The 22,330-nt window shown below is 45.6% G+C and carries 22 protein-coding genes; 12 read left to right on the forward strand and 10 right to left on the reverse strand.

All coding sequences use genetic code 11. The features are described 5' to 3' along the window. The first annotated feature begins 56 nt into the window (after positions 1-56). The 3 genes from ACTS60_RS05200 (at position 57) to ACTS60_RS05210 (ending at position 3,836) form a co-directional block, all read left to right on the forward strand. Positions 57-641: a LysE family translocator gene (locus ACTS60_RS05200; protein WP_440887398.1), complete on the forward strand. Its 585-nt coding sequence runs from the start codon at positions 57-59 to the stop codon at positions 639-641. Between the two features lie 277 nt (positions 642-918). Then, entirely contained in the window at positions 919-2,841 is a 1,923-nt protein-coding gene (locus ACTS60_RS05205; RefSeq protein ID WP_440887399.1) for a prolyl oligopeptidase family serine peptidase, read from the forward strand. A 221-nt stretch (positions 2,842-3,062) separates the two neighbouring features. Further along, the gene (locus ACTS60_RS05210) at positions 3,063-3,836 is read left to right on the forward strand and encodes a siderophore-interacting protein (RefSeq protein ID WP_440887400.1); all 774 of its coding nucleotides are present in this window, start codon (positions 3,063-3,065) and stop codon (positions 3,834-3,836) included. Between the two features lie 74 nt (positions 3,837-3,910). Here the strand turns inward: ACTS60_RS05210 and ACTS60_RS05215 are convergent, their stop codons facing one another. Together ACTS60_RS05215 and ACTS60_RS05220 are read right to left on the reverse strand one after the other, a co-directional pair. Further along, positions 3,911-4,780 carry a LysR family transcriptional regulator gene (locus tag ACTS60_RS05215; protein ID WP_440887401.1) on the reverse strand — a complete coding sequence of 290 codons (870 nt, stop codon included), beginning with the start codon at positions 4,778-4,780 and terminating at the stop codon, positions 3,911-3,913. A 69-nt stretch (positions 4,781-4,849) separates the two neighbouring features. Further along, positions 4,850-5,362 (reverse strand): GNAT family N-acetyltransferase, encoded by a 513-nt coding sequence (locus tag ACTS60_RS05220; RefSeq protein WP_440887402.1) that lies wholly within the window; start codon positions 5,360-5,362, stop codon positions 4,850-4,852. Between the two features lie 250 nt (positions 5,363-5,612). Here ACTS60_RS05220 and ACTS60_RS05225 point away from each other — a divergent pair, with 250 nt between their 5' ends. Together ACTS60_RS05225 and fghA are read left to right on the forward strand one after the other, a co-directional pair. Next, complete coding sequence (locus ACTS60_RS05225; RefSeq protein WP_440887403.1) at positions 5,613-6,761, forward strand: S-(hydroxymethyl)glutathione dehydrogenase/class III alcohol dehydrogenase; 1,149 nt, start codon at positions 5,613-5,615, stop codon at positions 6,759-6,761. A 154-nt stretch (positions 6,762-6,915) separates the two neighbouring features. Then, on the forward strand, positions 6,916-7,755 hold the full coding sequence (gene fghA, locus ACTS60_RS05230; protein WP_440887404.1) for an S-formylglutathione hydrolase: 840 nt from the start codon (positions 6,916-6,918) through the stop codon (positions 7,753-7,755). A gap of 89 nt (positions 7,756-7,844) precedes the next feature. Here fghA and ACTS60_RS05235 read toward each other — a convergent pair whose 3' ends face one another. Continuing rightward, entirely contained in the window at positions 7,845-8,210 is a 366-nt protein-coding gene (locus ACTS60_RS05235; protein WP_440887405.1) for a DUF805 domain-containing protein, read from the reverse strand. Positions 8,211-8,484: 274 nt separating this feature from the next. On the opposite strand from ACTS60_RS05235, the gene ACTS60_RS05240 reads away from it, so the two are divergent. Genes ACTS60_RS05240 through ACTS60_RS05250 form a run of 3 tightly spaced genes read left to right on the forward strand, consistent with a single transcriptional unit; the run spans position 8,485 to position 10,452 of the window. Then, complete coding sequence (locus ACTS60_RS05240) at positions 8,485-8,946, forward strand: oxidoreductase (RefSeq protein ID WP_440887406.1); 462 nt, start codon at positions 8,485-8,487, stop codon at positions 8,944-8,946. Next, complete coding sequence (locus tag ACTS60_RS05245) at positions 8,946-10,037, forward strand: GGDEF domain-containing protein (protein WP_440887407.1); 1,092 nt, start codon at positions 8,946-8,948, stop codon at positions 10,035-10,037. Before ACTS60_RS05240 ends, ACTS60_RS05245 begins: the two co-directional genes overlap by 1 nt. 10 nt (positions 10,038-10,047) lie before the next feature. After that, positions 10,048-10,452, forward strand: a complete 405-nt coding sequence (locus ACTS60_RS05250; RefSeq protein WP_440887408.1) for a hypothetical protein — start codon at positions 10,048-10,050, stop codon at positions 10,450-10,452. A gap of 98 nt (positions 10,453-10,550) precedes the next feature. Here the strand turns inward: ACTS60_RS05250 and ACTS60_RS05255 are convergent, their stop codons facing one another. Next, positions 10,551-11,348, reverse strand: coding sequence for a Cof-type HAD-IIB family hydrolase (locus tag ACTS60_RS05255; RefSeq protein WP_038887037.1), 798 nt, complete (start codon positions 11,346-11,348; stop codon positions 10,551-10,553). 197 nt (positions 11,349-11,545) lie between these two features. On the opposite strand from ACTS60_RS05255, the gene ACTS60_RS05260 reads away from it, so the two are divergent. Continuing rightward, positions 11,546-13,225 carry a pseudouridine synthase gene (locus tag ACTS60_RS05260; RefSeq protein ID WP_440887409.1) on the forward strand — a complete coding sequence of 560 codons (1,680 nt, stop codon included), beginning with the start codon at positions 11,546-11,548 and terminating at the stop codon, positions 13,223-13,225. Positions 13,226-13,296: 71 nt separating this feature from the next. Here ACTS60_RS05260 and ACTS60_RS05265 read toward each other — a convergent pair whose 3' ends face one another. Continuing rightward, positions 13,297-13,779, reverse strand: a complete 483-nt coding sequence (locus tag ACTS60_RS05265) for an Lrp/AsnC family transcriptional regulator (protein WP_010453479.1) — start codon at positions 13,777-13,779, stop codon at positions 13,297-13,299. 322 nt (positions 13,780-14,101) lie between these two features. Here ACTS60_RS05265 and ACTS60_RS05270 point away from each other — a divergent pair, with 322 nt between their 5' ends. Then, on the forward strand, positions 14,102-14,269 hold the full coding sequence (locus ACTS60_RS05270; RefSeq protein ID WP_010453481.1) for a hypothetical protein: 168 nt from the start codon (positions 14,102-14,104) through the stop codon (positions 14,267-14,269). A gap of 9 nt (positions 14,270-14,278) precedes the next feature. Here the strand turns inward: ACTS60_RS05270 and ACTS60_RS05275 are convergent, their stop codons facing one another. Continuing rightward, on the reverse strand, positions 14,279-14,527 hold the full coding sequence (locus tag ACTS60_RS05275; protein ID WP_010453484.1) for a hypothetical protein: 249 nt from the start codon (positions 14,525-14,527) through the stop codon (positions 14,279-14,281). Positions 14,528-14,843: 316 nt separating this feature from the next. Here ACTS60_RS05275 and ACTS60_RS05280 point away from each other — a divergent pair, with 316 nt between their 5' ends. Then, positions 14,844-15,449: a histidine phosphatase family protein gene (locus tag ACTS60_RS05280; protein ID WP_440887410.1), complete on the forward strand. Its 606-nt coding sequence runs from the start codon at positions 14,844-14,846 to the stop codon at positions 15,447-15,449. A 57-nt stretch (positions 15,450-15,506) separates the two neighbouring features. On the opposite strand, the gene ACTS60_RS05285 is transcribed toward ACTS60_RS05280, so the two are convergent. Further along, positions 15,507-15,746 (reverse strand): RNA recognition motif domain-containing protein, encoded by a 240-nt coding sequence (locus tag ACTS60_RS05285; protein WP_071235868.1) that lies wholly within the window; start codon positions 15,744-15,746, stop codon positions 15,507-15,509. 176 nt (positions 15,747-15,922) lie between these two features. Between ACTS60_RS05285 and ACTS60_RS05290 the strand changes: the two genes are divergently transcribed. Continuing rightward, positions 15,923-16,456: a GNAT family N-acetyltransferase gene (locus ACTS60_RS05290; protein ID WP_440887411.1), complete on the forward strand. Its 534-nt coding sequence runs from the start codon at positions 15,923-15,925 to the stop codon at positions 16,454-16,456. Positions 16,457-16,503: 47 nt separating this feature from the next. Here the strand turns inward: ACTS60_RS05290 and putP are convergent, their stop codons facing one another. The 3 genes from putP to putA form a co-directional block, all read right to left on the reverse strand. Beyond that, the gene (gene putP / locus ACTS60_RS05295) at positions 16,504-17,997 is read right to left on the reverse strand and encodes a sodium/proline symporter PutP (protein ID WP_440887412.1); all 1,494 of its coding nucleotides are present in this window, start codon (positions 17,995-17,997) and stop codon (positions 16,504-16,506) included. Positions 17,998-18,134: 137 nt separating this feature from the next. Then, positions 18,135-18,842 (reverse strand): 1-pyrroline-5-carboxylate dehydrogenase, encoded by a 708-nt coding sequence (locus ACTS60_RS05300; protein WP_440887413.1) that lies wholly within the window; start codon positions 18,840-18,842, stop codon positions 18,135-18,137. Positions 18,843-18,853: 11 nt separating this feature from the next. Continuing rightward, positions 18,854-21,985: a bifunctional proline dehydrogenase/L-glutamate gamma-semialdehyde dehydrogenase PutA gene (gene putA / locus ACTS60_RS05305; protein ID WP_440887414.1), complete on the reverse strand. Its 3,132-nt coding sequence runs from the start codon at positions 21,983-21,985 to the stop codon at positions 18,854-18,856. Between the last annotated feature and the right edge of the window lie 345 nt (positions 21,986-22,330).

Raw genomic sequence — 22,330 nt, forward strand, 5'->3', positions numbered from 1 at the left:
GAAAATGTAATCCTTTGCCCCAATGAGTGGCAGTAACAAAAATTCAGGAACACACTATGGAATATCATCAACTTGGAGCGTTGGCGCTATTTGCGTTTGTCTCGACCTTCACACCTGGCCCGAACAACATCATGCTTATGACCTCGGGCGCTAACGTCGGCTTTAAACGCACTATCCCTCATATGTTAGGTATTACTTTGGGTTTTGCCGCGATGTTGATTTTAGTTGGTATTGGTTTGATGGGCTTATTCCACGCTTACCCAATCACACATCGTGTTCTCAAAATTTTGAGCCTGACGTACTTGTTGTACCTCACGTACAAAATTGCCACCAGCAGTAAAACCGAAGTCAAAGACAATTATCAGCCAATGAGCTTTTTAGGTGCGGTGGCCTTCCAATGGGTGAACCCAAAAGGTTGGTCTATGGCACTTACCGCCATCACGGTTTATAGCAGTGGTGGCTCTTGGCTTGAACTCGCTTTCATTGCAGGTATCTTTTGCTTGGCGAACTTACCATCCGTTACTTTTTGGACTGCCGCTGGCATGCAACTTCAACGTTGGTTAACCACATCCAAGCGAATCAAAAGCTTTAACTATTCCATGGCTGCTCTTCTGCTTTTGTCGACTATCCCAATGATATAAATGACAAAAAGCAAGGATAAGTGTGATTTATACCAAGTTTTGGCTAGTCCTTTGTTCGGTAAGTACAAATAATCGCCACTTATAGAGTTGGATTGGGTCATAGTAGCAATGGCAGTGAAAGGAATATTAAAACCATCAAACATAAGCTTTATCGATACATTCGATTTTGGCTTCTCTTTCACTGCTTTGTCGCTTTTCTTTCTTAACCGCGACACCCCAATCATTCTGACCGACAAGCACGATGCTGACAGGTCCGTCACACAAGGAGCGTTATACCATGCGAACTCGCAAGCTCATTCTTGCTACCGCTTTTGGCTTACTCGTCTCGGGTTGTAGCCAAACCTCGACCACCACTATTGCAGAAGTGGTTCCACCAGAATATCCGGTTGATTACTTCTTCCGAAATGCTGAAGTCTCTAGCTACCAAATCTCCCCCGCTGGCGATTACATTTCAATGATGAAACCGTGGCAAGACCGTAAAAATGTGTTTGTTCATCCTGTTGGCAAGCCAGAGGAAGTTAAACGCATTACATCAATTACAGGCCGCGATATCGCTTACCACTACTGGGTTGGTGATGACACCATTATTTACTCCCGCGATACGGGCGGTGATGAAAACTTCTATCTCGTCACGGTCAATGTGAAAACTGGTGAAGAGAAAACCATCACGCCAACGTCTGACGTTGTGGCTTATGTCATTGACACGTTGGAAAACCAACCAGATGACATTCTCCTCTCAACCAACGAGCGGAATCCTCAAGTGTTTGATGTTTATCGTCACAACTTGAAAACTGGTAAGAGCACGCTGGTTGCACAAAACCCTGGTAACGTACGCGACTGGGGGACAGATCACGATGGCAATATTCGATTCATTTCAACCTCCGATGGCGTCAATACAGCAGTACTCTATCGTGATACGGTAGATGAAGAATTCCGCCTATTGAAGAGTCTGACTTTTAAAGAAAACTTCTCTCCCATTTCCTTCACTCCAGACAACAAGAACCTGTATGTCGCTTCTCGTATCACACGCGATAAATCTGCGATCATCGAATACGATGTAAAAGCAAACAAAGAGGTACGCGAGATCTTCTCTCACCCAGAAGTTGACGTGACCAACGCTAGTTACTCTAATGCGCTCAATAAATTAGCGTCTATCTCTTATGTGACAGACAAGCGTCAGTACCATTTCCTTGATAAGGGCTACGAAGAAACCTTTGAACGTCTACAAGAGCAACTACCAGGCGTAGAAATCTCCGTGAATAATATGACTCGTGACGAAAGCAAGATGATCGTCGTAACCTACAGCGACGTCGACCGTCCAAACTACTATTACTATGACAGAAATACTGACACGTTAGAAAAACTGGCAGAAAACGCCCCGTGGCATAAGCCAGAATACATGGCGAAGATGAAGCCAATCACTTATACCGCTCGTGATGGTGAAACCATTCATGGCTACTTAACGTTACCAAAAGGTCGTGAAGCGAAAGACTTGCCACTGCTTGTACTGCCACACGGCGGTCCTTGGGCTCGTGATCACTGGGGCTTCCAACCAGAAGTTCAGTTGTTTGCTAACCGCGGTATTGCCATACTGCAAATGAACTTCCGCGGCTCAACAGGTTATGGCCGTGAGTTCTGGGAAAAATCATTTAAGCAGTGGGGTCAGTCGATGCAAGATGACATTACTGACGGCGTTAAATGGGCGATTGACCAAGGTTACGCCAAAGATGGTGAAGTGTGCATCTACGGCGCATCATACGGTGGCTATGCCACATTGGCCGGTGTGACATTCACGCCAGATCTATACAAGTGTGGTATCGACTACGTTGGCGTTTCGAACCTATTCACCTTCATGGATTCTATTCCACCTTACTGGGCACCATTCCTAGCCATGCTGCATGAACAAGTTGGCGATCCGAATAACCCAGAAGACGCAAAAATGATGAAAGCATACTCGCCAGTGTTCCATGTAGACAAAATCAAAGCACCATTATTGGTTCTACAAGGCGCGAAAGACCCACGTGTTGTGAAGAGTGAATCTGACCAGATCGTGGATGCACTACGTGACCGTGGCGTTGAAGTGGAATACATCGTCAAAGAAAATGAGGGACATGGTTTCCGCTCTCTCGAAAATCGTCTTGATGGCTACCAAGCGATGGATCGTTTCCTGAAAACGCATCTGCTCGAACAAACCCAATAATCCCAATATGGGCACTTCGGTGCCCTTCTTTAATCCTACATTCCTCTCCAGTGTGCAACTAACTGCCTACCTATCTTTTCCCCATCGCCTGTCGTAGGTTCTGCTTACTGAACCTCAATTCACAGTGTAAATTTACTTAAAGACGCTATCTGAAGCAGCAAGATACCGCCAAGCTAGATGAGAAAGATAATAATTATCATATAATTAAAGTGTGAACTAAAATGAAAAAGAAACCACAACCAAAAAGCCTCGTTGTTATCAACACACAAACTGTAACGCCCAACATGCAGCGTATTACCCTGCAAGGTGAGGCACTAAGCAACTTCCCACGAGATTGCGAAAGCAGCTACATCAAGCTGCTGTTCAACAAAACCGGCGGTACGGACATTCAAGGCTTCACTGAAGAGAATCGCCCAGTTATGCGTACCTACACCATTCGCCGCTTCGATCCACAAGCATGCACGATTCAAGTCGACTTCGTACGCCACATCACTCAAGACTTACAATGTGGCTTTGCAGCACGTTGGGCAATGTCGGCAAAAGAAGGTGATAGCATCAACATTGTCGGTCCTGGCAGTATCTCAAATCTAAACACTGAAGCGCACTGGTTCTTTATGGCTGCGGATATGACAGCGTTGCCAGCACTATCAGCGAAGATTCGCACTCTGCCAGAAGACGCAAAAGGCTATGCCGTGATCAGCGTAATTTCTGAAGCAGATATTCAACCTCTAGAAGCACCACAAGGTATGGAGATTCATTGGGTCACCGAACAGCCTTTAGCCGACAAAGTTCGTGAGCTTGAGTGGCAAGCTGGCGAAGCCGCGGTTTGGTGTGCTTGTGAGTTTGACTCCATGCGTGCTCTGCGTCAGTACTTCCGTAATGAAAAAGAAGTCGACCGCGAAAACATCTACATCAGCAGCTATTGGAAACAAGGTGTATCAGAAGACGGTCACAAGGTGATCAAACGAGAAGATGCCGAACAGAATGAGCAGTAATTCCTGTTGGCAACAAAAATAAAAGCCAAGTCGCTTATAGCAACTTGGCTTACTCCACTCATTTAATCTGTCTCTTAGCTCATGTTTTCGGCTAAGAAATCAATCAGCAGACGAACTTTAGGTGACAGGTTTCGGTTTTGCGGATAGAGCGCCCAAATACCTTCTCGGTCATCTCGGTAGTCGGTTAATACTTCCACTAACTCACCGTTATCCAATGCTTCTTGTACGTAATAGTCAGGCAGTTGCACTAAGCCTAAGCCTCTTTTCGCTGCATCCACCAAGGCAAAGCCACTGTTGCATTTAATACGACCAGAAACACGAAGAGACTTCTCGCGCTTTTGCTCTTTGAAGTGCCAATAGTCAGCGGTACCCACCAAGCATTGGTGATGACTCAGTTCAGACAAGGTATGCGGCTCACCAGATCGCTCTAAGTAAGCGGGGCTGGCACACACATACAGCTGACGCGATGATAGTCGCTTGGCGATCAAACTTGAATCTTGCAAACGTCCCAAACGAATCGCCACATCGACACCTTGCTCAATCAAATCGAGCTTTTGGTTAGTAAGAATCAGATCGAGATTTACTTGCGGGTACTTTTCTAAAAACTGGTGCAGCAGCGGAGCAAGATTCATTTCCCCATAGGTCACGGGCGCAGTCACTTTGAGCACACCTTTCGGTTCGGCTTGCATCTGAGTTACTGCCAACTCAGCTAACTCTAACCCTTCCACAAGGTGCTTACACTGTTGGTAATAAAGTTGACCAGCTTCAGTTAACGACACTTTACGCGTAGTACGATGAAGCAATTTCACTGCCAAGCGTTCTTCTAACGCTGATACACGACGGCTGATTTGCGCGACCGATGTTTTGAGCTTATTGGCTGCGCCGGTAAAGCTGTTGGTTTCTGCGACGGCGACAAACTCGCTGACGCCTTCCCAATTCGCCATGGTTTCTGATCCTATGGAATTCTATTTATTGTGTATTCTCACACAAAGTGAAATGCGGAGAAAACCTGTTTAAAAAGGATAGCCGACTAAATGAACCGTCTGTTGTGGCCAAATGATTTTGAGAGAGCATACCATGGTCTCATCAGTGCTGACCCAATGATTCGCGGCAACTTCCATTTTTAAGTTATTGATGGGCTGATAACCACTGGATTGATAAACCGAGGTGAGACCAAACAGAACTGAAAACGCATCGCCTCTTTCTAACGCGTCCTTATGAACAGCCTCAAGCAATATTTTTACTAGCCCCTGCCCCCGTGACCCCGGATCGACGCAGACTTCAGCAATACCACAAATAGGAAAGGATTGATCGTCAATCATGACTTGCTTTTCATGCACAGCAACATGAGCGGCAAGTCTATCGCCATCCCAAAGTAGATAGCGATGACGAGGCATTTCATTGAAATAGCGTTGGGTTTGAAAGATTTTGTCTTGCTCCTTGGTAAAGCAAGTGGACAGCAAAGCTCTTAACTTAGCATCGAGTTCTTGGGTGACTTCATCATCAAGCAAGTATTCAAAGCGCATGATTTACCTCATTTATTTTTCGAAGTTAAAAGTAAACCTTTGAAAACTCACTTACTGAGAGACAGCGCAAATAACAACACCATCGCCTCAACTATTACATATACGTAAAAATCATTTTCAATTTAGCCGGATTATCATTTTTTGTGAAACACCTAAAATGGGCACCAACAAAACGACGCAGCGCAGAGAGAAACACTCAACTACGCTTATGACGTCACTCTACATACTGAGAATATAAAGGAAACATCCAATGGCACTTGAAATCAAACCAGGTCAAACTCACATTAAATCAAAAGCAATGGTTGCATGGGCTGCAGGTGAGCCACTAAAAATGGAAGAAGTTGATGTACAACTTCCTAAGGCTGGCGAAGTTCTTGTTCGCATCGTTGCTACTGGTGTTTGTCACACTGACGCATTCACTCTATCAGGTGACGATCCAGAAGGTATCTTCCCTTCAATCCTTGGCCACGAAGGCGGCGGTATCGTTGAAATGATTGGCGAAGGCGTAACAAGCGTTGAAGTTGGCGACCACGTAATTCCTCTTTACACAGCAGAATGTGGTGAGTGTAAGTTCTGTAAATCTGGCAAAACAAACCTATGTCAGGCAGTTCGTGAAACTCAAGGTAAAGGCCTAATGCCAGACGGCACAAGCCGCTTCTCTGTAAACGGTGAGACAATCTTCCACTACATGGGTTGTTCTACTTTCTCTGAGTACACGGTTCTTCCAGAAATCTCACTAGCAAAAGTAAACAAAGAAGCACCACTTGAAGAAGTTTGTCTTCTAGGCTGTGGCGTAACCACAGGTATGGGCGCGGTACTAAACACAGCGAAAGTTGAAAAAGGTGATACGGTCGCTATCTTCGGTCTAGGCGGTATCGGTCTTTCTGCAATCATCGGCGCTCGCATGGCTGGTGCAAGCCGCATCATCGGTGTAGACATCAACGAGAGCAAGTTCGAACTAGCAAAACAACTTGGCGCAACTGATTGCATCAACCCAATGAAATTCGACAAACCAATCCAAGACGTTATCGTGGAGATGACAGACGGTGGTGTTGACTACTCATTCGAATGTATCGGTAACGTAAACGTGATGCGTCAAGCACTTGAATGTTGTCACAAAGGTTGGGGTGAGTCAGTAATCATTGGTGTTGCTGGTGCAGGTCAAGAGATCTCAACTCGTCCATTCCAACTAGTAACTGGTCGCGTATGGCGTGGCTCTGCTTTCGGTGGCGTTAAAGGCCGCTCAGAGCTTCCAGAAATCGTAAACCGCTACATGGCTGGTGAGTTCGGTCTACAAGAATTCATCACTCACACAATGGGTCTACAAGACGTGAACGAAGCGTTCGAATTGATGCACAAAGGTGAATCTATCCGTACTGTTCTTCACATGGATAAATAATCCAAAAATAAAAATAACAGTTCGCGTAATGTGACTGATATTTAAAATTGGCTCTCTTCTCTCGGGACACGTTTTCTTTTGGGAAGAGAGCCATCCGCTGTCTTTAACGGTCTTGTCCGCCGTTAGAAAATCATTGTTTTATCGAGAGATATCCATGACCATTGAAAGCCTAAGCCAAGCCAAAGTATTCGGTGGTTGGCATAAACAATACACTCACGAATCACGCGCTTTGAACTGCAACATGCGCTTCGCGATCTTCTTGCCACCTAATGCAACCAAATCAAACCCAGTACCTGTAGTTTACTGGTTGTCAGGCTTAACGTGTACCGATGAAAACTTCATGCAGAAAGCCGGAGCATTTCAAATGGCGGCTGAGTTAGGGATCGCTATTGTGGCACCGGATACCAGCCCACGTGGCGACGATGTTGCAGATGATGAGAACTACGATTTGGGTAAAGGTGCTGGTTTCTACCTAAACGCCACTCAAGAGCCGTGGTCACGTCACTACCACATGTACGACTACATCACTCAAGAGCTACCTGCGATCATTGAAAACAACTTCCCTGTCTCTGACGTGAAGTCGATTTCGGGCCACAGCATGGGTGGTCACGGTGCGATCACCATCGGTTTGAAAAACTCAGAGCAGTACCGCTCAATTTCAGCATTTAGCCCGATCAGTAACCCAATGCAATGTCCTTGGGGCCAAAAAGCGTTTACCGCTTACCTAGGCACTGATATCGAAAGCTGGAAGCAGTACGACGCAAGCGAGTTACTCAAACAAGCAAAATCACCATTGCCAATCTTGGTAGACCAAGGTGATGCGGATAATTTCCTTGCTGAGCAATTAAAACCTGACGTACTACTAGCAGCTGCTAACATCCATAGTTCTGAACTGAAGCTTCGCATGCAACCAGGATACGACCACAGCTACTTCTTTATCTCGAGCTTTATCGCTGATCACTTGAACTTTCACGCGAAGTATCTGTTTGCTTAACGTCCTAGCGAGCAAACCCGCGAGATAGCCCGATAAGAAATAGCAGTTTTGATATAAAGCCATCCACATATTGGATGGCTTTAATTTGGTTAGTACTTTGGACTCATACCGTATTGGTTTGTACCTTCTTCACTGTCTTGAATTAGGAAGTAAAGCAACACTAAAACACCGATAATAGGGACAAAAGCGATCAACGCCCACCAACCAGTTCGCCCAGAATCATGTAAGCGGCGCACTGTGACTCCAATAGTAGGAATCATAATAAACAACGCGTAAATCACACCAAAAAAACCAAAATTGTCCATTTGTGTGACACTACCTATCGCCCTATCGATAATGCCCATCACCAAATTGACCAACACATTCACCAGCGTAAAGTACCAATACTCTTGGCGTCTCGCTCTGCCATTAAAGTTGGTGTAATTGAGGATAACCTTGTAATACCAGTCAAACATATTCCCTCTCTTAATTCACTGAAAGTGTCACGAAAGTTAGACAAGCTGAAGCGAACTGCACACAAAACAAGCCAAATAATATTTTCATCCAATAGTTGTAATTTTAACTTTGTTATTAACCTTGACGTATATTTCGCCAAAGGTTACTTTTCACACAAAACATATTATATAAATTCATCAAGTTGGCTCTATTATTAATAAATATATAACCATAGCTTTAGATAGCGATTAATGCGCTAGCTGAATCTAGGGGAACAACTCAAAAGGGCACAAGATGAGAAAAATAGTAGCACTCACTTTATTTTTGTTTGCGCCGACACTTTTCGCGAACACAATACAGTTTAGCAGTCCGGAAGAAACCAACCTCGTTATTGCACTCGAAGATATAGAAACACTGCCTACTACCTCCTATGTTACAGAGCTACCTTGGTTAGAGAATCCGGCGGTGTTTGAGGGAGTGACTCTCAGTACACTTCTTCGACAAGCATTTGGCGAAGTCCCAGAGCGTGTCGAATTACGAGCTTTAAATGATTACCATGCCAATCTAAATCGTGAAGATATTCTGCGTTACGAACCTATTGTCGCCTATAAAAAAGACAAGAAATACATAAGGATAAGAGATAAAGGACCATTTTGGTTAATTTATCCTATCTCTCGTTTTCCTGAGATCGATGTTAGCCACTACCATTCACAAATGGTATGGCAACTTAATAGCGTGAAAATAGAAGAAAAATAATGAATTCAGATATATCTCCCCCGAAAACGGGACCTTTTTCATTGAGAAGTAAAGTCTTGCTCATCACGGTTGCTACGACTTTGCTGCTGGCAAATCTCGCTTTGTTTAAGCAAACTCGGGATCTAGCTCGCTCATACTCCGATCAACAAAACCAAGCTACTTGGTTCCTATTTCATTTATCTAAAGAACTATCAGAACTTGTCAGTGAAGCAAGAAGACTCAACGAAAGCGTAATGAATATTGATGGTGCAGAGTTGCAATATGAGCTTGCTTGGAGCCGTTTTGACTTATTGATAAACAACCGTGAGGCTGACTCCTTTCTCTCTAGACATGAAGTCAGACGCTATTTCTCTGGGTTGTTTACCCGCTTCCAAAAACTAGAACCAACACTTGTTGAAGCAAAAACTGGCAGCAGTATAGCGGCGAACCAATTTTATCGAGGTGCGCAAAACCTATATTTAGAAATGATTGACTATGTAACTCAAAATTTTAGGGTTGCTAGCCCTCTCTATCAAAAACAGCAGAATCAAGCTAAACAGCTAATGTTTGCACAATACGTTCTTTTAACGATATTCGTTATGACCGTTGCCCTTCTGGCGTACTTCTATCAAAGTGAATCCAAATACCACAAAAAGATGGCATTAAGTGATAGTTTAACTTCCCTCCCTAACCGCAGTGCGATGTTTTTCGAGCTACGCCGTCTGGAGAGCGCCAAGCTGCCATTTTCATTGCTTCTGCTCGATCTCAATGGCTTCAAAGCCATCAACGATACCAAAGGCCATCAAGCGGGCGATATTGCGTTAAAAGAGGTGGCGAATAGATTGAAATTAATGGAGTTACACCAGTTCTCAACGTACCGAATGGGCGGAGACGAGTTCGCTGTCATTATTGAGTCGAATGAGGACTGTGAAATCAAAGATGCAGAACATCACATTCACGCCGTTTTTGAGCGACCAATAATGGTGTCTAATGAACCGCAAACACTTTCAACCAGCTTAGGTGCAGCAAGCTACCCTAATGACGGCGACAACATTGACTTCCTGATCAATTTAGCGGATAAGCGCATGTACAAAATGAAATTCCAACGATAAACGGATAACCATGATGAAAAACTTCATGCGAGCAGTGCTATTACTGCTAGTGATCGCGATAGGTGTGTTGGCTTGGGTGTTCATCCCATCTCACGAAACTGTAGGTACACAAACCCTCGAAGAAGCACTCAACGATAATTACACGCTGGTTGGGCACCGCATTCACTCTACTGACCCTGACGCAGGTAACATGTTTGGTTACTTCCTAGTGTACAAGGGTGCAAGTACAGAAGACCTAGAGCCATTTTTGGTAACTTCTGACCAGTTTATTCGCATGGAACAAACGGGTGAGAACACGCTTGCTCTAACCGTGAATGGCCGCATCTACCGCTACCATAACGACCTGTGGGTAGAAAACCCGAATGGTAAACTGCAACATTGGCTTGTTAGCGCAACGGCTAAATACGTACGCTAATTTGCCTCTAAGTATAGACTCACTAAGCTTCAAATGAACAAAAGCCCCGCTCATCACATGGCGGGGCTTTTATGTTCACATTATGAGCAAAAAAGCGATTAAAGCACTTTCTCTCTGATCACTTTCATCACTCCAGAGTCGCGGTTGCTTGGTGCTGAGAAACGGGCGATTTTCTTCACTGCTTCATGCGCGTTTTCCATTGCATATGAGTGCTCGCTCACTTGTAGCATTTCGAGATCATTTAAGTAGTCGCCAAATGTCATCGTCTCTTCAGGTCCAAAGCCCATAGTCTCTTGAAGGTGCTTGATTGCCGAGCCTTTTGACGCTTCTGCGTTCATCACATCCAACCAAATCTTCGCACTCACCACAACCTGATGCGTATCATCAAACCTTGCTTTCATGGTTGGATAAACCAACTCTTCTGAGCCACCAAAGTGACAAATTGCGACCTTGATGAACTCATCTTCTACTTCTAACAAGTCAGGCACATATTCACAGCGATGGTAGTACTTCTGGAACTCTTCTAAGGCTTTAGGATCTTTGGTTTCGATGTAAGCCGAACGCTTACCACACAATACTAAGTGGGTGCCTTCTACCGCACGAGCCGCTTTTATAATTTCATCAATTTCCGATTTTGGAATGGTACAGCTGTAGAGCTCTTTGTCTTGGTACATAACCAAGGTGCCATTTTCCGCCACATAAATCATGCGATCTTGGATCGGCGCAAACGTATCGCGCAAACTGTAGTACTGACGACCTGATGCTGCCGAGAACAAAATACCCTTCTCTTCGAGCTGTAAGAACAGATCAAAGAATTCAGGATCTAAACGACCATATTGGTCAAGCAAGGTGCCATCCATATCGGTGGCAATGAACTTGATGCTAGCTTGTGACATGACTTTAACTCAAAAAATGAAGCAGCACAGGTCACTCTGTGAATGAAAACAGGCTGCAAAAAACAATCTTGGTAAGGTACAGGATCTTGAGTGAATCTCAAGCTGAAATGAGCAGGGTGAACTAGGTTCAAGATAGCAATCCACTTTAAAACAGGTACAATCCGTGCTCGATTTTTATTTCATGCGGACTCACAATTATGCACTCGCCTGAACATTGCTTTACTCGTTTTACTGCAGATATTTCTGGTTATGATTTACCGGCGCAGTTTACGTTTCCGTTCTACTACACACCTCACCCATTGTGTGTGTTGGCTGCTGAACAATTGCAGCAACATCTGATGGCACAAACCGACTTCGAACATGATTTTGGTCTTGAGGATGAACAAAGTGGACGTGGCAAAATGTTCGGCGTTTTATTGGTGCGTAGCCCACAGGGTGAGCTTGGCTACTTCAGCGCTTTCTCAGGCAAGATTGCCGATCAAAATTTACTACCTGGTTTTGTTCCACCTGTATTCGACATGCTGACAGAAGAAGGTTTCTTCCGTGGCGAGACAGATGCTATTAACGCGGCGAATGCGCAATACAAAGCCTTTGCTGCTAATCCAGAACTGACACAACTGAAAGCGGAAATCAAAGCTGACCGCGAAGCGTATCAACAAGAAGAAAATACCCAGCGCCAAGTGATGATTGCGGGGCGTGCAGAGCGTAAACAGCAGCGTAAGCAAGGCGAACAAACGCTAAGTCCCGAAGCTCTAAAAGTGCTACTGGATGATTTAGGCAAACAAAGTGTCGCTGAAAAGAATGTGCTCAAGTACCTCAAGCAAGCGTGGGACGAAAAGCTCGCAATCAAAGAAGCGCGCTTAGCCGAGCTAGAACAAAAACTGGCAGAACTTAAAGAGCAGCGCAAGGACTTGTCTAACGCGCTACAGCACAAACTGCATAAGCAATACCGCTTCTTGGATAACCACAGTGCCGAGCGCGATTTGGTGGACATTTTTGCTCCTACCACCAACTCGGTACCACCTGCAGGTGCTGGTGAGTGTGCCGCGCCGAAACTGCTTCAGTTCGCATACAAGCATGGCTACCAACCACTGGCATTAGCAGAGTTTTGGTGGGGCGTATCGCCGAAGTCGGAGGTGCGCCAGCACAAAAAGTTTTACCCATCTTGCAACAGCAAATGTCAGCCGATTTTGGGGCACATGCTACAAGGCTTGGATGTGGAGCCAAACCCGTTGGCAGAAAACTGGGCAGAAGATAAAGAGTTAGAAATACTGTTCCAAGATGAAGCCATGGTGATCGTCAACAAGCCTTCGGGCCTGCTTTCCGTTCCGGGGAAAACCATCAAGGATTCAGCGTACACACGCCTGCAAGCGATGTTCCCGGATGTCGAAGGGCCATTTGTGATTCATCGCCTCGATATGGCGACATCGGGCATTTTAGTATTTGCTTTAACCAAACGCGCGAACAAAAGCCTGCAGAAGCAGTTCATCACTCGCGGCGTACAAAAGCGCTATATGGCGCTGCTTGAGGGAGTGTTAACCGAGCCTGAAGGTGAAATCTCGCTCCCGATGCGTGGCGATCCAGATGACCGCCCACGTCAACTGGTGTGCTTTGAGCACGGTAAACCTGCAGAAACTTACTGGCAACTGATTGAAGTGAAAGACGGACGCAGCAAGGTGTACATGTACCCGAAAACGGGTCGAACCCACCAGTTGCGTGTACACAGTGCCCACCACATGGGGTTGAACATGGCAATGGTTGGCGACGGCTTATATGGCGAGAAGGCCAACCGTCTTCATCTTCATGCAGAGAAGCTAGAACTGGATCATCCATATAGTAAGGAGCGCATGCGCTTTAAAGCGGAATGCGAGTTCTAGCCCAACAGCATCGAGAAGACCATTGTTCCAAGGCGCTGAGTTTCAGCGTCTTTACTCATGGCCCGACAACACTAAAGTGTCCCTAGGAGATCTGGGTTAACACCTCGACCTACTTTATGCTCTTCTATTACGACTTCACTTCGGGTTTGAATAACACCAGGTAGGGTCCCTAACTTACTCGACATAAACTCCTGATAAGCTTTCATACTTTTGACTCGCACTTTTATCATGGTATCGAAATCCCCTGACAGCGAATAACATTCCTCTATTTCTGGCATCAACTCGACCGCCTTCGCAAACTTTTCAAAGATAGAGAAACTGGTTTGGTCTAAACGAATATGAATAAATACTTGGACATCTAGCCCAAGTTTTTCAGCATTAAGCTCCGCATGGTAGCCATTAATATAGCCACCTTTTTCCAACCTTTTGACTCGTTCCGAGCATGGTGACGTCGTGAGATTAACCAGCTTGGCTAACTCCACAACAGGTATCCGCCCCTTAGAATGCAAAATACTTAATATCTGCAAGTCAATCCTATCTAGGTGATAACTCATCAATTACATCCTCGCAACAACTTAGCATCCATACCTTAATCGCTGCCATTTGTTTTGCAAATAGACAAATCAATAACGTGTGAATTCATCATTATTTTAACGTTTGCACAGCACAAAAATTCAGCAACAAAAACAAAGTAGCTAAATTCACATAACTTTAATTTATAAAATATAGTTATTTTGCTAGGAGTTTATAGTCACAATAATAATGTTAATGAAAAAACTTATTCCTGAACTTTGCAGAGAATAAAATGAGCCAAATAGGAAAGAACTGAGCCAAATTCTAAGGCAATAATGAGGGAAAAATAATTAGGAGAAAGCAATGTTAACCCTACAACTTGCGTACAAGCCGTTCGGTCTTGGGGAGTGGACTTATACAACAGTATCACACGAAGTCGCAAAATCATTGGCCGCTGAGTATGCCTCATATGGTTGGCCAGTGATGATTGACGGATTACCGTTCGCTACGCAAAAAGAACTCGTTGCGTAATAAGCTCGATCACATGATCGCTGATGTCTGTCGCGCTGGATGCTGAATAACTTCACCTATAGCGCGATGGTTACAGCATCGACAGTAGTACTGTGGTTCCATCTCATAGTAGTGCTCACCTGTCACAAACTTTGCCATCAACTGAGTAAAGCTTACCACTTTGCCTGTCAGTGTTTCGATTTGATCAGATTCACAACGCTTCATGATCACTTTATGCTGCGTTGCTCTTCTGCAGGCTGAGCAATAAATATCCGGCATTACACCTCTCCCTGTTTTTTACTGTACTACTGACAATTGACATATTTTGTTCAAAAAAATTCCACAATAATAAATGCCCTTTGTTTTTTTGTGCTCTTCCTCCAAAAATTTCTGCATATATACCTGAAAACTGAGACCTAAGTCGGTCTCATTTTGTGGCACCACTTGTGCAAAAATAATACAAACGTATGTAATATGACGCTATCAGTGATTACGCAAATACTTTCATTAGCTGCAAGTATTTCGCCGCGATGCCGATAGATGCATAGTAAGCACGTATCGGGTTGAGGAAACTAATACAAAACAAGGAAGTTAGATGATTCATATCACCTTCGTCCGTCATGGGCGTTCACAAGCCGACGATTTGAAAGTACATGAAGGACGATTCGACAGCCCATTGACTGAAATAGGTATTCAACAAGCACAAGACAGAGCACAACAGTTTGTTGAAGAAGGGCGCCAGTACGACGCAATCTTGAGCAGCTCAATGCAGCGGGCGCGACAGGTCGCCGAGATCTTTTCTGAACACCTAAATGTCAGCATGACAACTCATGATGAGTTGATGGAGCGTGACAACGGACCATTACAAGGTTTGCCATTTAGTGAATCCAAGCACAAATATCCTATGGCTGGTTTCGTCACCCCATATCAACCTTACGTCGTCTCTGCCGATGAAGGGGAGAGTGGCGTTGAACTATATGCACGCGCTAGCCTAGCCCTTCAGTCTATTATTCGACGTGGACAGGGGCGTTACTTGGTGGTGTCTCACGGCCGTTTTCTGAGCGCCATGTTTAATGTGATTTGCGGTAACCAACCCAGAGCTAACGAAGCTGGAGTTCAATTCGCATTTGACGATTTAGGCTACTTCGATACTACCTACCGACCAGATCTTGATGTCTGGGTTATACAATCCGTGAGGTAAAGCGTGGTCATTCATGAAATACAAAAAAGCCAGCGGTGATGCTGGCTTTTCTCTATCTTAGTCTTGCGCGACTTTCACGCGAATTTTGCTTTTCGCTACGTTGCTCAAGTTCAGCGCTTCCAGAGCAGCAATCGCTTCTGCTTCATCTGGCATGATCACAAAACCGAAGCCTTTTGATAAACCGGTTTCTTGATCAAGAACCAATGTACAAAGCTCTACTTTGCCGTACGCAGAGAACAGTGCACGCATGTCTTGCTCAGTCGTTTGACGAGCCAAGTTTCTTACTAAAAGTTTCATAATGAACCTAGTGATTTTAATTACCACCCAATTCTCGCAGGTTCTTCAAAACAAACCAAGTCATTCTCGCTGAACCTAGCATCTCGAGGTTATTTGGGTATACGAACAACTAGATTATTCTAAGTACACCTGTTTAAATGATTTTTCGTTCATTTTTCACCCAAAGGAGAACCAGAATGGAAACGAAACGTCTTAAGCTCATCCCTGCTTGTTTAGAGCGTGCAGAAGAAGCACATCAAGCAGTATTGCGTAGCCAGAAGACTCTCGAAGTGTATCTTCCTTGGGTGCCACATGTGCTCACATTAGAAGCCATGATTGAGGGGACAAAAAAAGCCATCGCAAACTTTGAAAATTTCGAAGGAGAGTTGCGTTATTTCATTATCGAAAAAGAGAGCGACCGCTTAATGGGTGCCGTTGGCTTAATGATTCGAGATCAGGAAGTCCCATCATTTGAAATCGGTTACTGGCTGGATGATGCAGCTGTGGGTAACGGCTACATTTCTGAAGCGGTGCAAGAATTAGAACGTTACGCTTTTGAAGACCTTGGCGCGAGGCGCATTGCGATTACCGCGGATTCAACCAACCTAAAAAGCCGCGCCGTAGCAGAGCGTTGTGGCTATGAGTATGAAGGTGAACTGCGACATGATCGTCTTTCTACATCAGGAGAACTGAGCAACACGGTGGTTTACTCAAAAGTCCGACACTCATAATAAAAAAGCCCGCGATGGTCGCGGGCTTTGCCTTAAATTGAGAGGAATTAGTCTAGTTCAACCAACTTCTTCTGGTATTCTTTGTGTTGCTCCAGCACCTCTTGCGCCGCACCACCAGTCATCTTGCTCACGCCAATGATCGCAATCGTTGAGAAGATGATGCCCGGTACGATTTCGTACACATCGAACCAACCGCCTGTTAGCTGTTTCCAAACCACGATAGTCACACCACCGATTAGGATACCTGCTAGTGCACCGTTACGGTTCATACCGCTCCAGTAAAGGCTAAGTACAACTGCCGGACCAAACGCAGCACCAAAGCCTGCCCATGCGTAAGATACAAGACCTAGAACAGAGCTGTCTGGTGTCATTGCTAGGAATAGCGCGATAAGAGAAATCACGATAACGCCAATACGACCAATCATCACGATTTCTTCAGACGTCGCATCCGGCTTAATCACTTGCTTGTAGAAATCTTCTGCTAAAGCAGATGAAGACACAAGAAGTTGTGAATCCGCAGTACTCATTACCGCCGCTAGGATTGCCGCCAATAGGATACCTGCAATCACTGGGTGGAATACCGTGTTCACCAATAGCATGAAGATTTTTTCGCCATCTTCTAGTTGCGTGCCCGGGTGACCCGTTACCCACACTAGACCAACAAGACCAACTAGCATTGCACCCGCCATAGAAAGCGCAGTCCAACCCACAGCGATACGACGCGCTGTTGTTAGGTCTTTGTTTGAACGAGAAGCTTTAAAACGCGCGAGGATGTGTGGCTGACCAAAGTAACCTAGACCCCATGCCACCAACGAGATGATTGCGATAGCCGATAGAGGCTCGCCTTTCACGTCGTTCCATAGCGTTAATAGCTCTGGGTTAATGTTGTGCATGTCCGTCGCTAGTTGACCTAGACCACCGTCCATTACTGCAACAGGCACGATCATTAGCGCTGCCGCCATCAGTAGACCTTGCACCAAGTCCGTCCAAGATACCGCTAGGAAACCACCAAATAGCGTGTACGAAACCACACACACCGTACCAATGATAACGGCAATGCTGTAATCCAAGCCGAATACGGTCTCAAACAATTTACCCCCTGCTACCAAGCCTGAGCTGGTATAGAAAAGGAAGAATAGAAGAATGAAGAACGCAGAGATTGTCTGAATCAGTTTCGACTTATCGTTAAAGCGACGCGACAGGAACTCAGGCAGCGTTAGCGCATCAGTTTGGATGCTGTAAGTACGTAGACGTTTTGCACTGATTAACCAGTTTAGCCATGTACCCACAAGCAGACCACCTGCTAGCCAGAACGCTTCAATACCTGCTGCATACGCATACCCCGGAAGACCAAGTAGCAACCAGCCACTCATGTCTGATGCGCCCGCAGAAAGTGCCGCTGGCCATGGACCAAGGCTACGACCACCTAGGAAGTAGTCAGATGAATTGGAAGTCCTCTTATACGCGTAAACGCCAATGGCAACCATAATTAGTAAATACGCCACAAAAGTGGTCGTGATAGCAAAGCTATTTTCTATCATTTGATAGTCCTCGTTATAATTATTTCCTTCCTTGCCCTCTTTGATATTTTGCCATCGCAGCAATACATCAAAGCAAGAGATACCAACCCAAATGAGCTCTACGACTCTTTGTGATTAGGTTGGCATCACAAGTCAGGTTAGTGGGAGTCGCTTCCCAACTCGAGTAGAGTCGCGTTACCGCCCACCGCTGTAATATTTATCGTTCGTGTACGCTCAGTAATAAAGCGCAACGATAGATGAGGATCATGAGTCAATGTCGGTGACTCTAAATCCGTTTCAGAAACTAAGCCGACGATAGCACCGTCACGCTTAGCCATTTGCAGGTTAAGCGCATGCTCAACCTGTGAATGCCCAACATAACCCACACTACGTACGTCACTGTCTAACAACGGGGAAGACGCATCGTACGCAACCACTTGGACTAAGTTAGATGGGAAGTTTGCTGACACTACAGCATGCTTAACCAATTGAGTAAGCTCTGTATTGTCACTGCAAATCACCACACTGTTGCCTGCAATCAAAGCACAGGTGATCATTGCAAATGCGCTGTACAGTGCGTTCTCGGTATTCGCCAGGTTGTTTTCACAAACGACCAAAGCCACACCGCGACCCGCCGCGTACAGCTCGTTAGTTTCGCCCGTAGGACCCACTAACTGATGAGTTTCTGCTAACAGAGCTGACGCTTGTTGCAAGTGGTAAGACACCACTTTGCCAACCACGCTATGCTGCTCTTCAATCGCAGATTTAAATGCCAGCAAATGCTCGCATTTGTAATCAAAATCGGTCAGATTCCACTGCTCCCACGCAGAGAATGCATCTTTAAAATACGTGATTTGATGAACCATAATGCGACTCCTTATGCTTTCTCTGCTTGAACAAGATGTTGTTGAGTGAAGCGGTATAGGTAGTGAGGACCACCTGCCTTCGGCCCAGTACCCGACAAGCCTTGACCACCGAATGGCTGAACGCCAACCACTGCACCAACCTGATCGCGGTTGATGTAGCAGTTACCCACGCGAGCGTGTTTTTCAATCCAACGGTAAGTGGTTTCGTTACGGCTGTGGATGCCCATTGTGAGACCAAAACCGGTTTGATTGATTTGCTCAACCACATTTGGCAACTCAGACGCTTTAAAGCGGACAATGTGCAAGATAGGACCAAACTGCTCTTCTTTCAGAACATCAATGCCCGAAATTTCGAATGCACTTGGCGACACAAAATCACCGTGCTGACACGCTTCGTCCAATTGCAATTGAGCAACTTTGGTTTGCGTGCTTGTCATGTGCTCTAGGTGAGCAAGGAGTTTATTTTTCGCATTGCTGTCGATAACCGGACCCATATCCGTTTTGTGTAGGTAAGGAATACCAACATGCAGTTCATTCATCGCACCTTGGATAAGGTTGATGATGCGATCCGCAACATCTTCTTGAACAAACAGGACACGCAGGGCAGAACAACGTTGACCTGCAGAAGCGAAAGCAGAACGAATCACGTCACGCACAACTTGCTCTGGCAGTGCCGTACTATCCACAATCATCGCGTTTTGACCGCCAGTTTCAGCGATAAACGGTACTGGCTTCGCGCTGCGCTCGGCAAGCGTCACGTTGATGCGCTGCGCCGTTGCTGTCGAACCAGTAAATGCCACGCCTGCAATCGCATCGTGAGACGTTAGTGCATGACCAATTTCACCACCACGACCTGGCAATAGCTGAATCACACCTGCCGGGAAACCAGCTTCTAACATCAATTCAATCGCACGCGCCGCAATTAAGCTAGTTTGCTCAGCAGGCTTAGCCACAACTGTGTTACCTGCCACCAATGCCGCTGTGACTTGGCCAAGGAAGATCGCCAGAGGGAAGTTCCATGGGCTGATACAAACGAATACGCCTAACCCTTCGCGGCTAGAAATGCGCTTCACGCCATCAAATCCTTCCAACTCGAACGCTTGAAGGTTTTGCGCTTGTTTCGCGTAGTAACGACAGAAATCGACCGCTTCACGCACTTCATCAATACTATCGTGAATCGTCTTACCCGCTTCTTGGTGACAAATCGCCACCAGCTCAGCAAGGTTGGCTTCCATTAGGTCAGCCAAAGTTTCTAAACACTGCGCTTTTTGTTCAATCGCGGTGCCTTTCCACTCTGGGAATGCAGCATCAGCCGCTTCGATTGCAGCGGAAACATGATCAAGGCTTGCGAAAGCCACCTGACCTACTTCGATACGGCGATCGTAAGGGGCAGTAATGATCTCTGCGGAGTTTTCCTTGATCATGCTTTCGGCATGTTTTTCGCCATTGATGATCGGACCCGCAGTCCACTTCTGATTCAGAAAGCTTTCAACCTGCGCTTCAAACGGCTTCGCTTCGCTGTCGATATCAACGTTGACACCGTACGAGTTTTTACGCTCTGGGAAGATGCCGGTTGGCATTGGAATTTGACCGTTGTGTAGCGTCTCAAAAGAGGTCAGCACATCAACAGGATGATGCGTCAGCTCTGAAATAGGACAACGCGCATCGACCAAACGGTGCACAAACGAACTGTTTGCGCCGTTTTCTAGTAAGCGACGAACCAAGTAAGGCAGTAGATCCGCATGGCTACCAACTGGCGCGTAAATACGAACTGGCTGACCATAAGTGTCCATCACATGATTATAAAGCGAATCGCCCATACCATGCAGACGTTGGAATTCGTAATCTTTGTGTTCTGCCATTACAGCAATCGCAGTAACAGTGTGCGCGTTGTGGCTAGCAAACTGCGGGAAGATATTACCGCGCACGCCTTCACTTAGTAGGAAGCGCGCACACGCTAGGTAAGCAACATCCGTCGCTTCTTTGCGCGTGTAAACTGGGTAGTTTTCGTAACCGGCTTGTTGTGACCACTTGATTTCGCTGTCCCAGTACGCGCCTTTTACTAGACGAAGCGGGATCAAATCACCCTGCTCTTTCGCTAGACCGTTTAGCCATACCAATACAGGCAATGCACGTTTCGAGTAGGCTTGAACTACCAGACCAAACTTGCCCCAGCCTTTCAAAAGGTCGCTGCGGTACAGTTTTTCAAACAGTTTTAGTGACAGCTCAAGACGGTCCGCTTCTTCTGCGTCAATCGTAATGGCAACATCCACTTCGATAGCGCGCTTGAGCAGTTGCGTTAAGGTGTCGTAAAGCTCTGTCATCACGCGTTCTTCATTCGCCACTTCATAACGTGGGTGAAGTGCAGAAAGCTTGATAGAAACAGAAGGTGCAGGACTTGTATCGCTACCGTACGTTTCACGACCAACGGCTTCAATCGCCATTAGGTAGTCTTTGAAGTACTTGCTTGCGTCTGCCGTAGTCAGCGCCGCTTCACCCAACATATCAAATGAGTAAGTGAAACCTTTGTCGCGCATTGGGCGACCGTTTTTCTGCGCTTCTTCAATCGTACGACCACGTACAAACTGATGACCCATGATCTTCATTGCCTGATACATGGCTTTGCGAATCACAGGTTCTGAGAATTTATTTACCAGACGGTTTACAGCCTGACCTGGGCTCTGGGTTTCTTGCTCACCAAGACCAATCACTTTACCCGTTAACATTAAGCCCCAAGTAGAAGCATTAACGAAGACCGAATCAGAACTCTTAAGGTGAGATTTCCAGTCAGCAACGCTTAACTTATCTTTAATCAGAGCATCCGCCGTTGCTGAATCAGGAATACGCATCAAGGCTTCTGCAAGACACATCAGTAAGATACCTTCATGAGTATCTAAGCTGTATTCCAGCAGTAGCGCATCAATCATCTGAATTGACTTCTTGTCCGCACGGATGGCTTCGATAAGCTGGGTTGTTTGGGTCGTGATTGCCGACTTTTCTTCCGCTGTCGGCGTTGCTAGTGGCAATAATTGCTCTAGCCATTGAGACTCGTCCACCATGTACAATGGCGAGATCAGTGACCACAACTTATCAAGCGGCTGCTCGATAAATTCCGGTGTTAACACGTTCGTTGCTGTAAACATGCGTTTTCCTCAATCTCTCTCCTCGAAAACCGCTTCGAGGATCATCAATGGCTGGCAGTGTATTTTGAGCCCGAGAAGAATACTTGTCAAAAACTCCGAGCTTTTTGCTAAAAACTCGCTTTTATAACAAAACACCTACATAGTCACACGCAAATACATAATATATTGTGTTGTAAAAATTCATCTTTGCATGTCATTTACAACAAAAAATGACGATTTTTCGAGAATTTTCATTTGAATAAGAAGGATTTAGATTGCCCTTTTGCGAGAAATGGACAAAAAAGTGGAAAGTTATCGGGGAAATAAACAAAAAAGTTCAGCTTGGCGACAAAAATGCATGCGCAA

This window comes from Vibrio sp. WZ-1 (assembly GCF_052037695.1).
Lineage (GTDB): Bacteria > Pseudomonadota > Gammaproteobacteria > Enterobacterales > Vibrionaceae > Vibrio.

Coding starts and splice junctions, on each gene's coding strand:
- ACTS60_RS05200 (WP_440887398.1), top strand. CDS start 57: ATGGAATATCATCAACTTGGAGCGTTGGCGCTATTTGCGTTTGTCTCG.
- ACTS60_RS05205 (WP_440887399.1), top strand. CDS start 919: ATGCGAACTCGCAAGCTCATTCTTGCTACCGCTTTTGGCTTACTCGTC.
- ACTS60_RS05210 (WP_440887400.1), top strand. CDS start 3,063: ATGAAAAAGAAACCACAACCAAAAAGCCTCGTTGTTATCAACACACAA.
- ACTS60_RS05215 (WP_440887401.1), bottom strand. CDS start 4,780: ATGGCGAATTGGGAAGGCGTCAGCGAGTTTGTCGCCGTCGCAGAAACC.
- ACTS60_RS05220 (WP_440887402.1), bottom strand. CDS start 5,362: ATGCGCTTTGAATACTTGCTTGATGATGAAGTCACCCAAGAACTCGAT.
- ACTS60_RS05225 (WP_440887403.1), top strand. CDS start 5,613: ATGGCACTTGAAATCAAACCAGGTCAAACTCACATTAAATCAAAAGCA.
- fghA (WP_440887404.1), top strand. CDS start 6,916: ATGACCATTGAAAGCCTAAGCCAAGCCAAAGTATTCGGTGGTTGGCAT.
- ACTS60_RS05235 (WP_440887405.1), bottom strand. CDS start 8,210: ATGTTTGACTGGTATTACAAGGTTATCCTCAATTACACCAACTTTAAT.
- ACTS60_RS05240 (WP_440887406.1), top strand. CDS start 8,485: ATGAGAAAAATAGTAGCACTCACTTTATTTTTGTTTGCGCCGACACTT.
- ACTS60_RS05245 (WP_440887407.1), top strand. CDS start 8,946: ATGAATTCAGATATATCTCCCCCGAAAACGGGACCTTTTTCATTGAGA.
- ACTS60_RS05250 (WP_440887408.1), top strand. CDS start 10,048: ATGATGAAAAACTTCATGCGAGCAGTGCTATTACTGCTAGTGATCGCG.
- ACTS60_RS05255 (WP_038887037.1), bottom strand. CDS start 11,348: ATGTCACAAGCTAGCATCAAGTTCATTGCCACCGATATGGATGGCACC.
- ACTS60_RS05260 (WP_440887409.1), top strand. CDS start 11,546: ATGCACTCGCCTGAACATTGCTTTACTCGTTTTACTGCAGATATTTCT.
- ACTS60_RS05265 (WP_010453479.1), bottom strand. CDS start 13,779: ATGAGTTATCACCTAGATAGGATTGACTTGCAGATATTAAGTATTTTG.
- ACTS60_RS05270 (WP_010453481.1), top strand. CDS start 14,102: ATGTTAACCCTACAACTTGCGTACAAGCCGTTCGGTCTTGGGGAGTGG.
- ACTS60_RS05275 (WP_010453484.1), bottom strand. CDS start 14,527: ATGCCGGATATTTATTGCTCAGCCTGCAGAAGAGCAACGCAGCATAAA.
- ACTS60_RS05280 (WP_440887410.1), top strand. CDS start 14,844: ATGATTCATATCACCTTCGTCCGTCATGGGCGTTCACAAGCCGACGAT.
- ACTS60_RS05285 (WP_071235868.1), bottom strand. CDS start 15,746: ATGAAACTTTTAGTAAGAAACTTGGCTCGTCAAACGACTGAGCAAGAC.
- ACTS60_RS05290 (WP_440887411.1), top strand. CDS start 15,923: ATGGAAACGAAACGTCTTAAGCTCATCCCTGCTTGTTTAGAGCGTGCA.
- putP (WP_440887412.1), bottom strand. CDS start 17,997: ATGATAGAAAATAGCTTTGCTATCACGACCACTTTTGTGGCGTATTTA.
- ACTS60_RS05300 (WP_440887413.1), bottom strand. CDS start 18,842: ATGGTTCATCAAATCACGTATTTTAAAGATGCATTCTCTGCGTGGGAG.
- putA (WP_440887414.1), bottom strand. CDS start 21,985: ATGTTTACAGCAACGAACGTGTTAACACCGGAATTTATCGAGCAGCCG.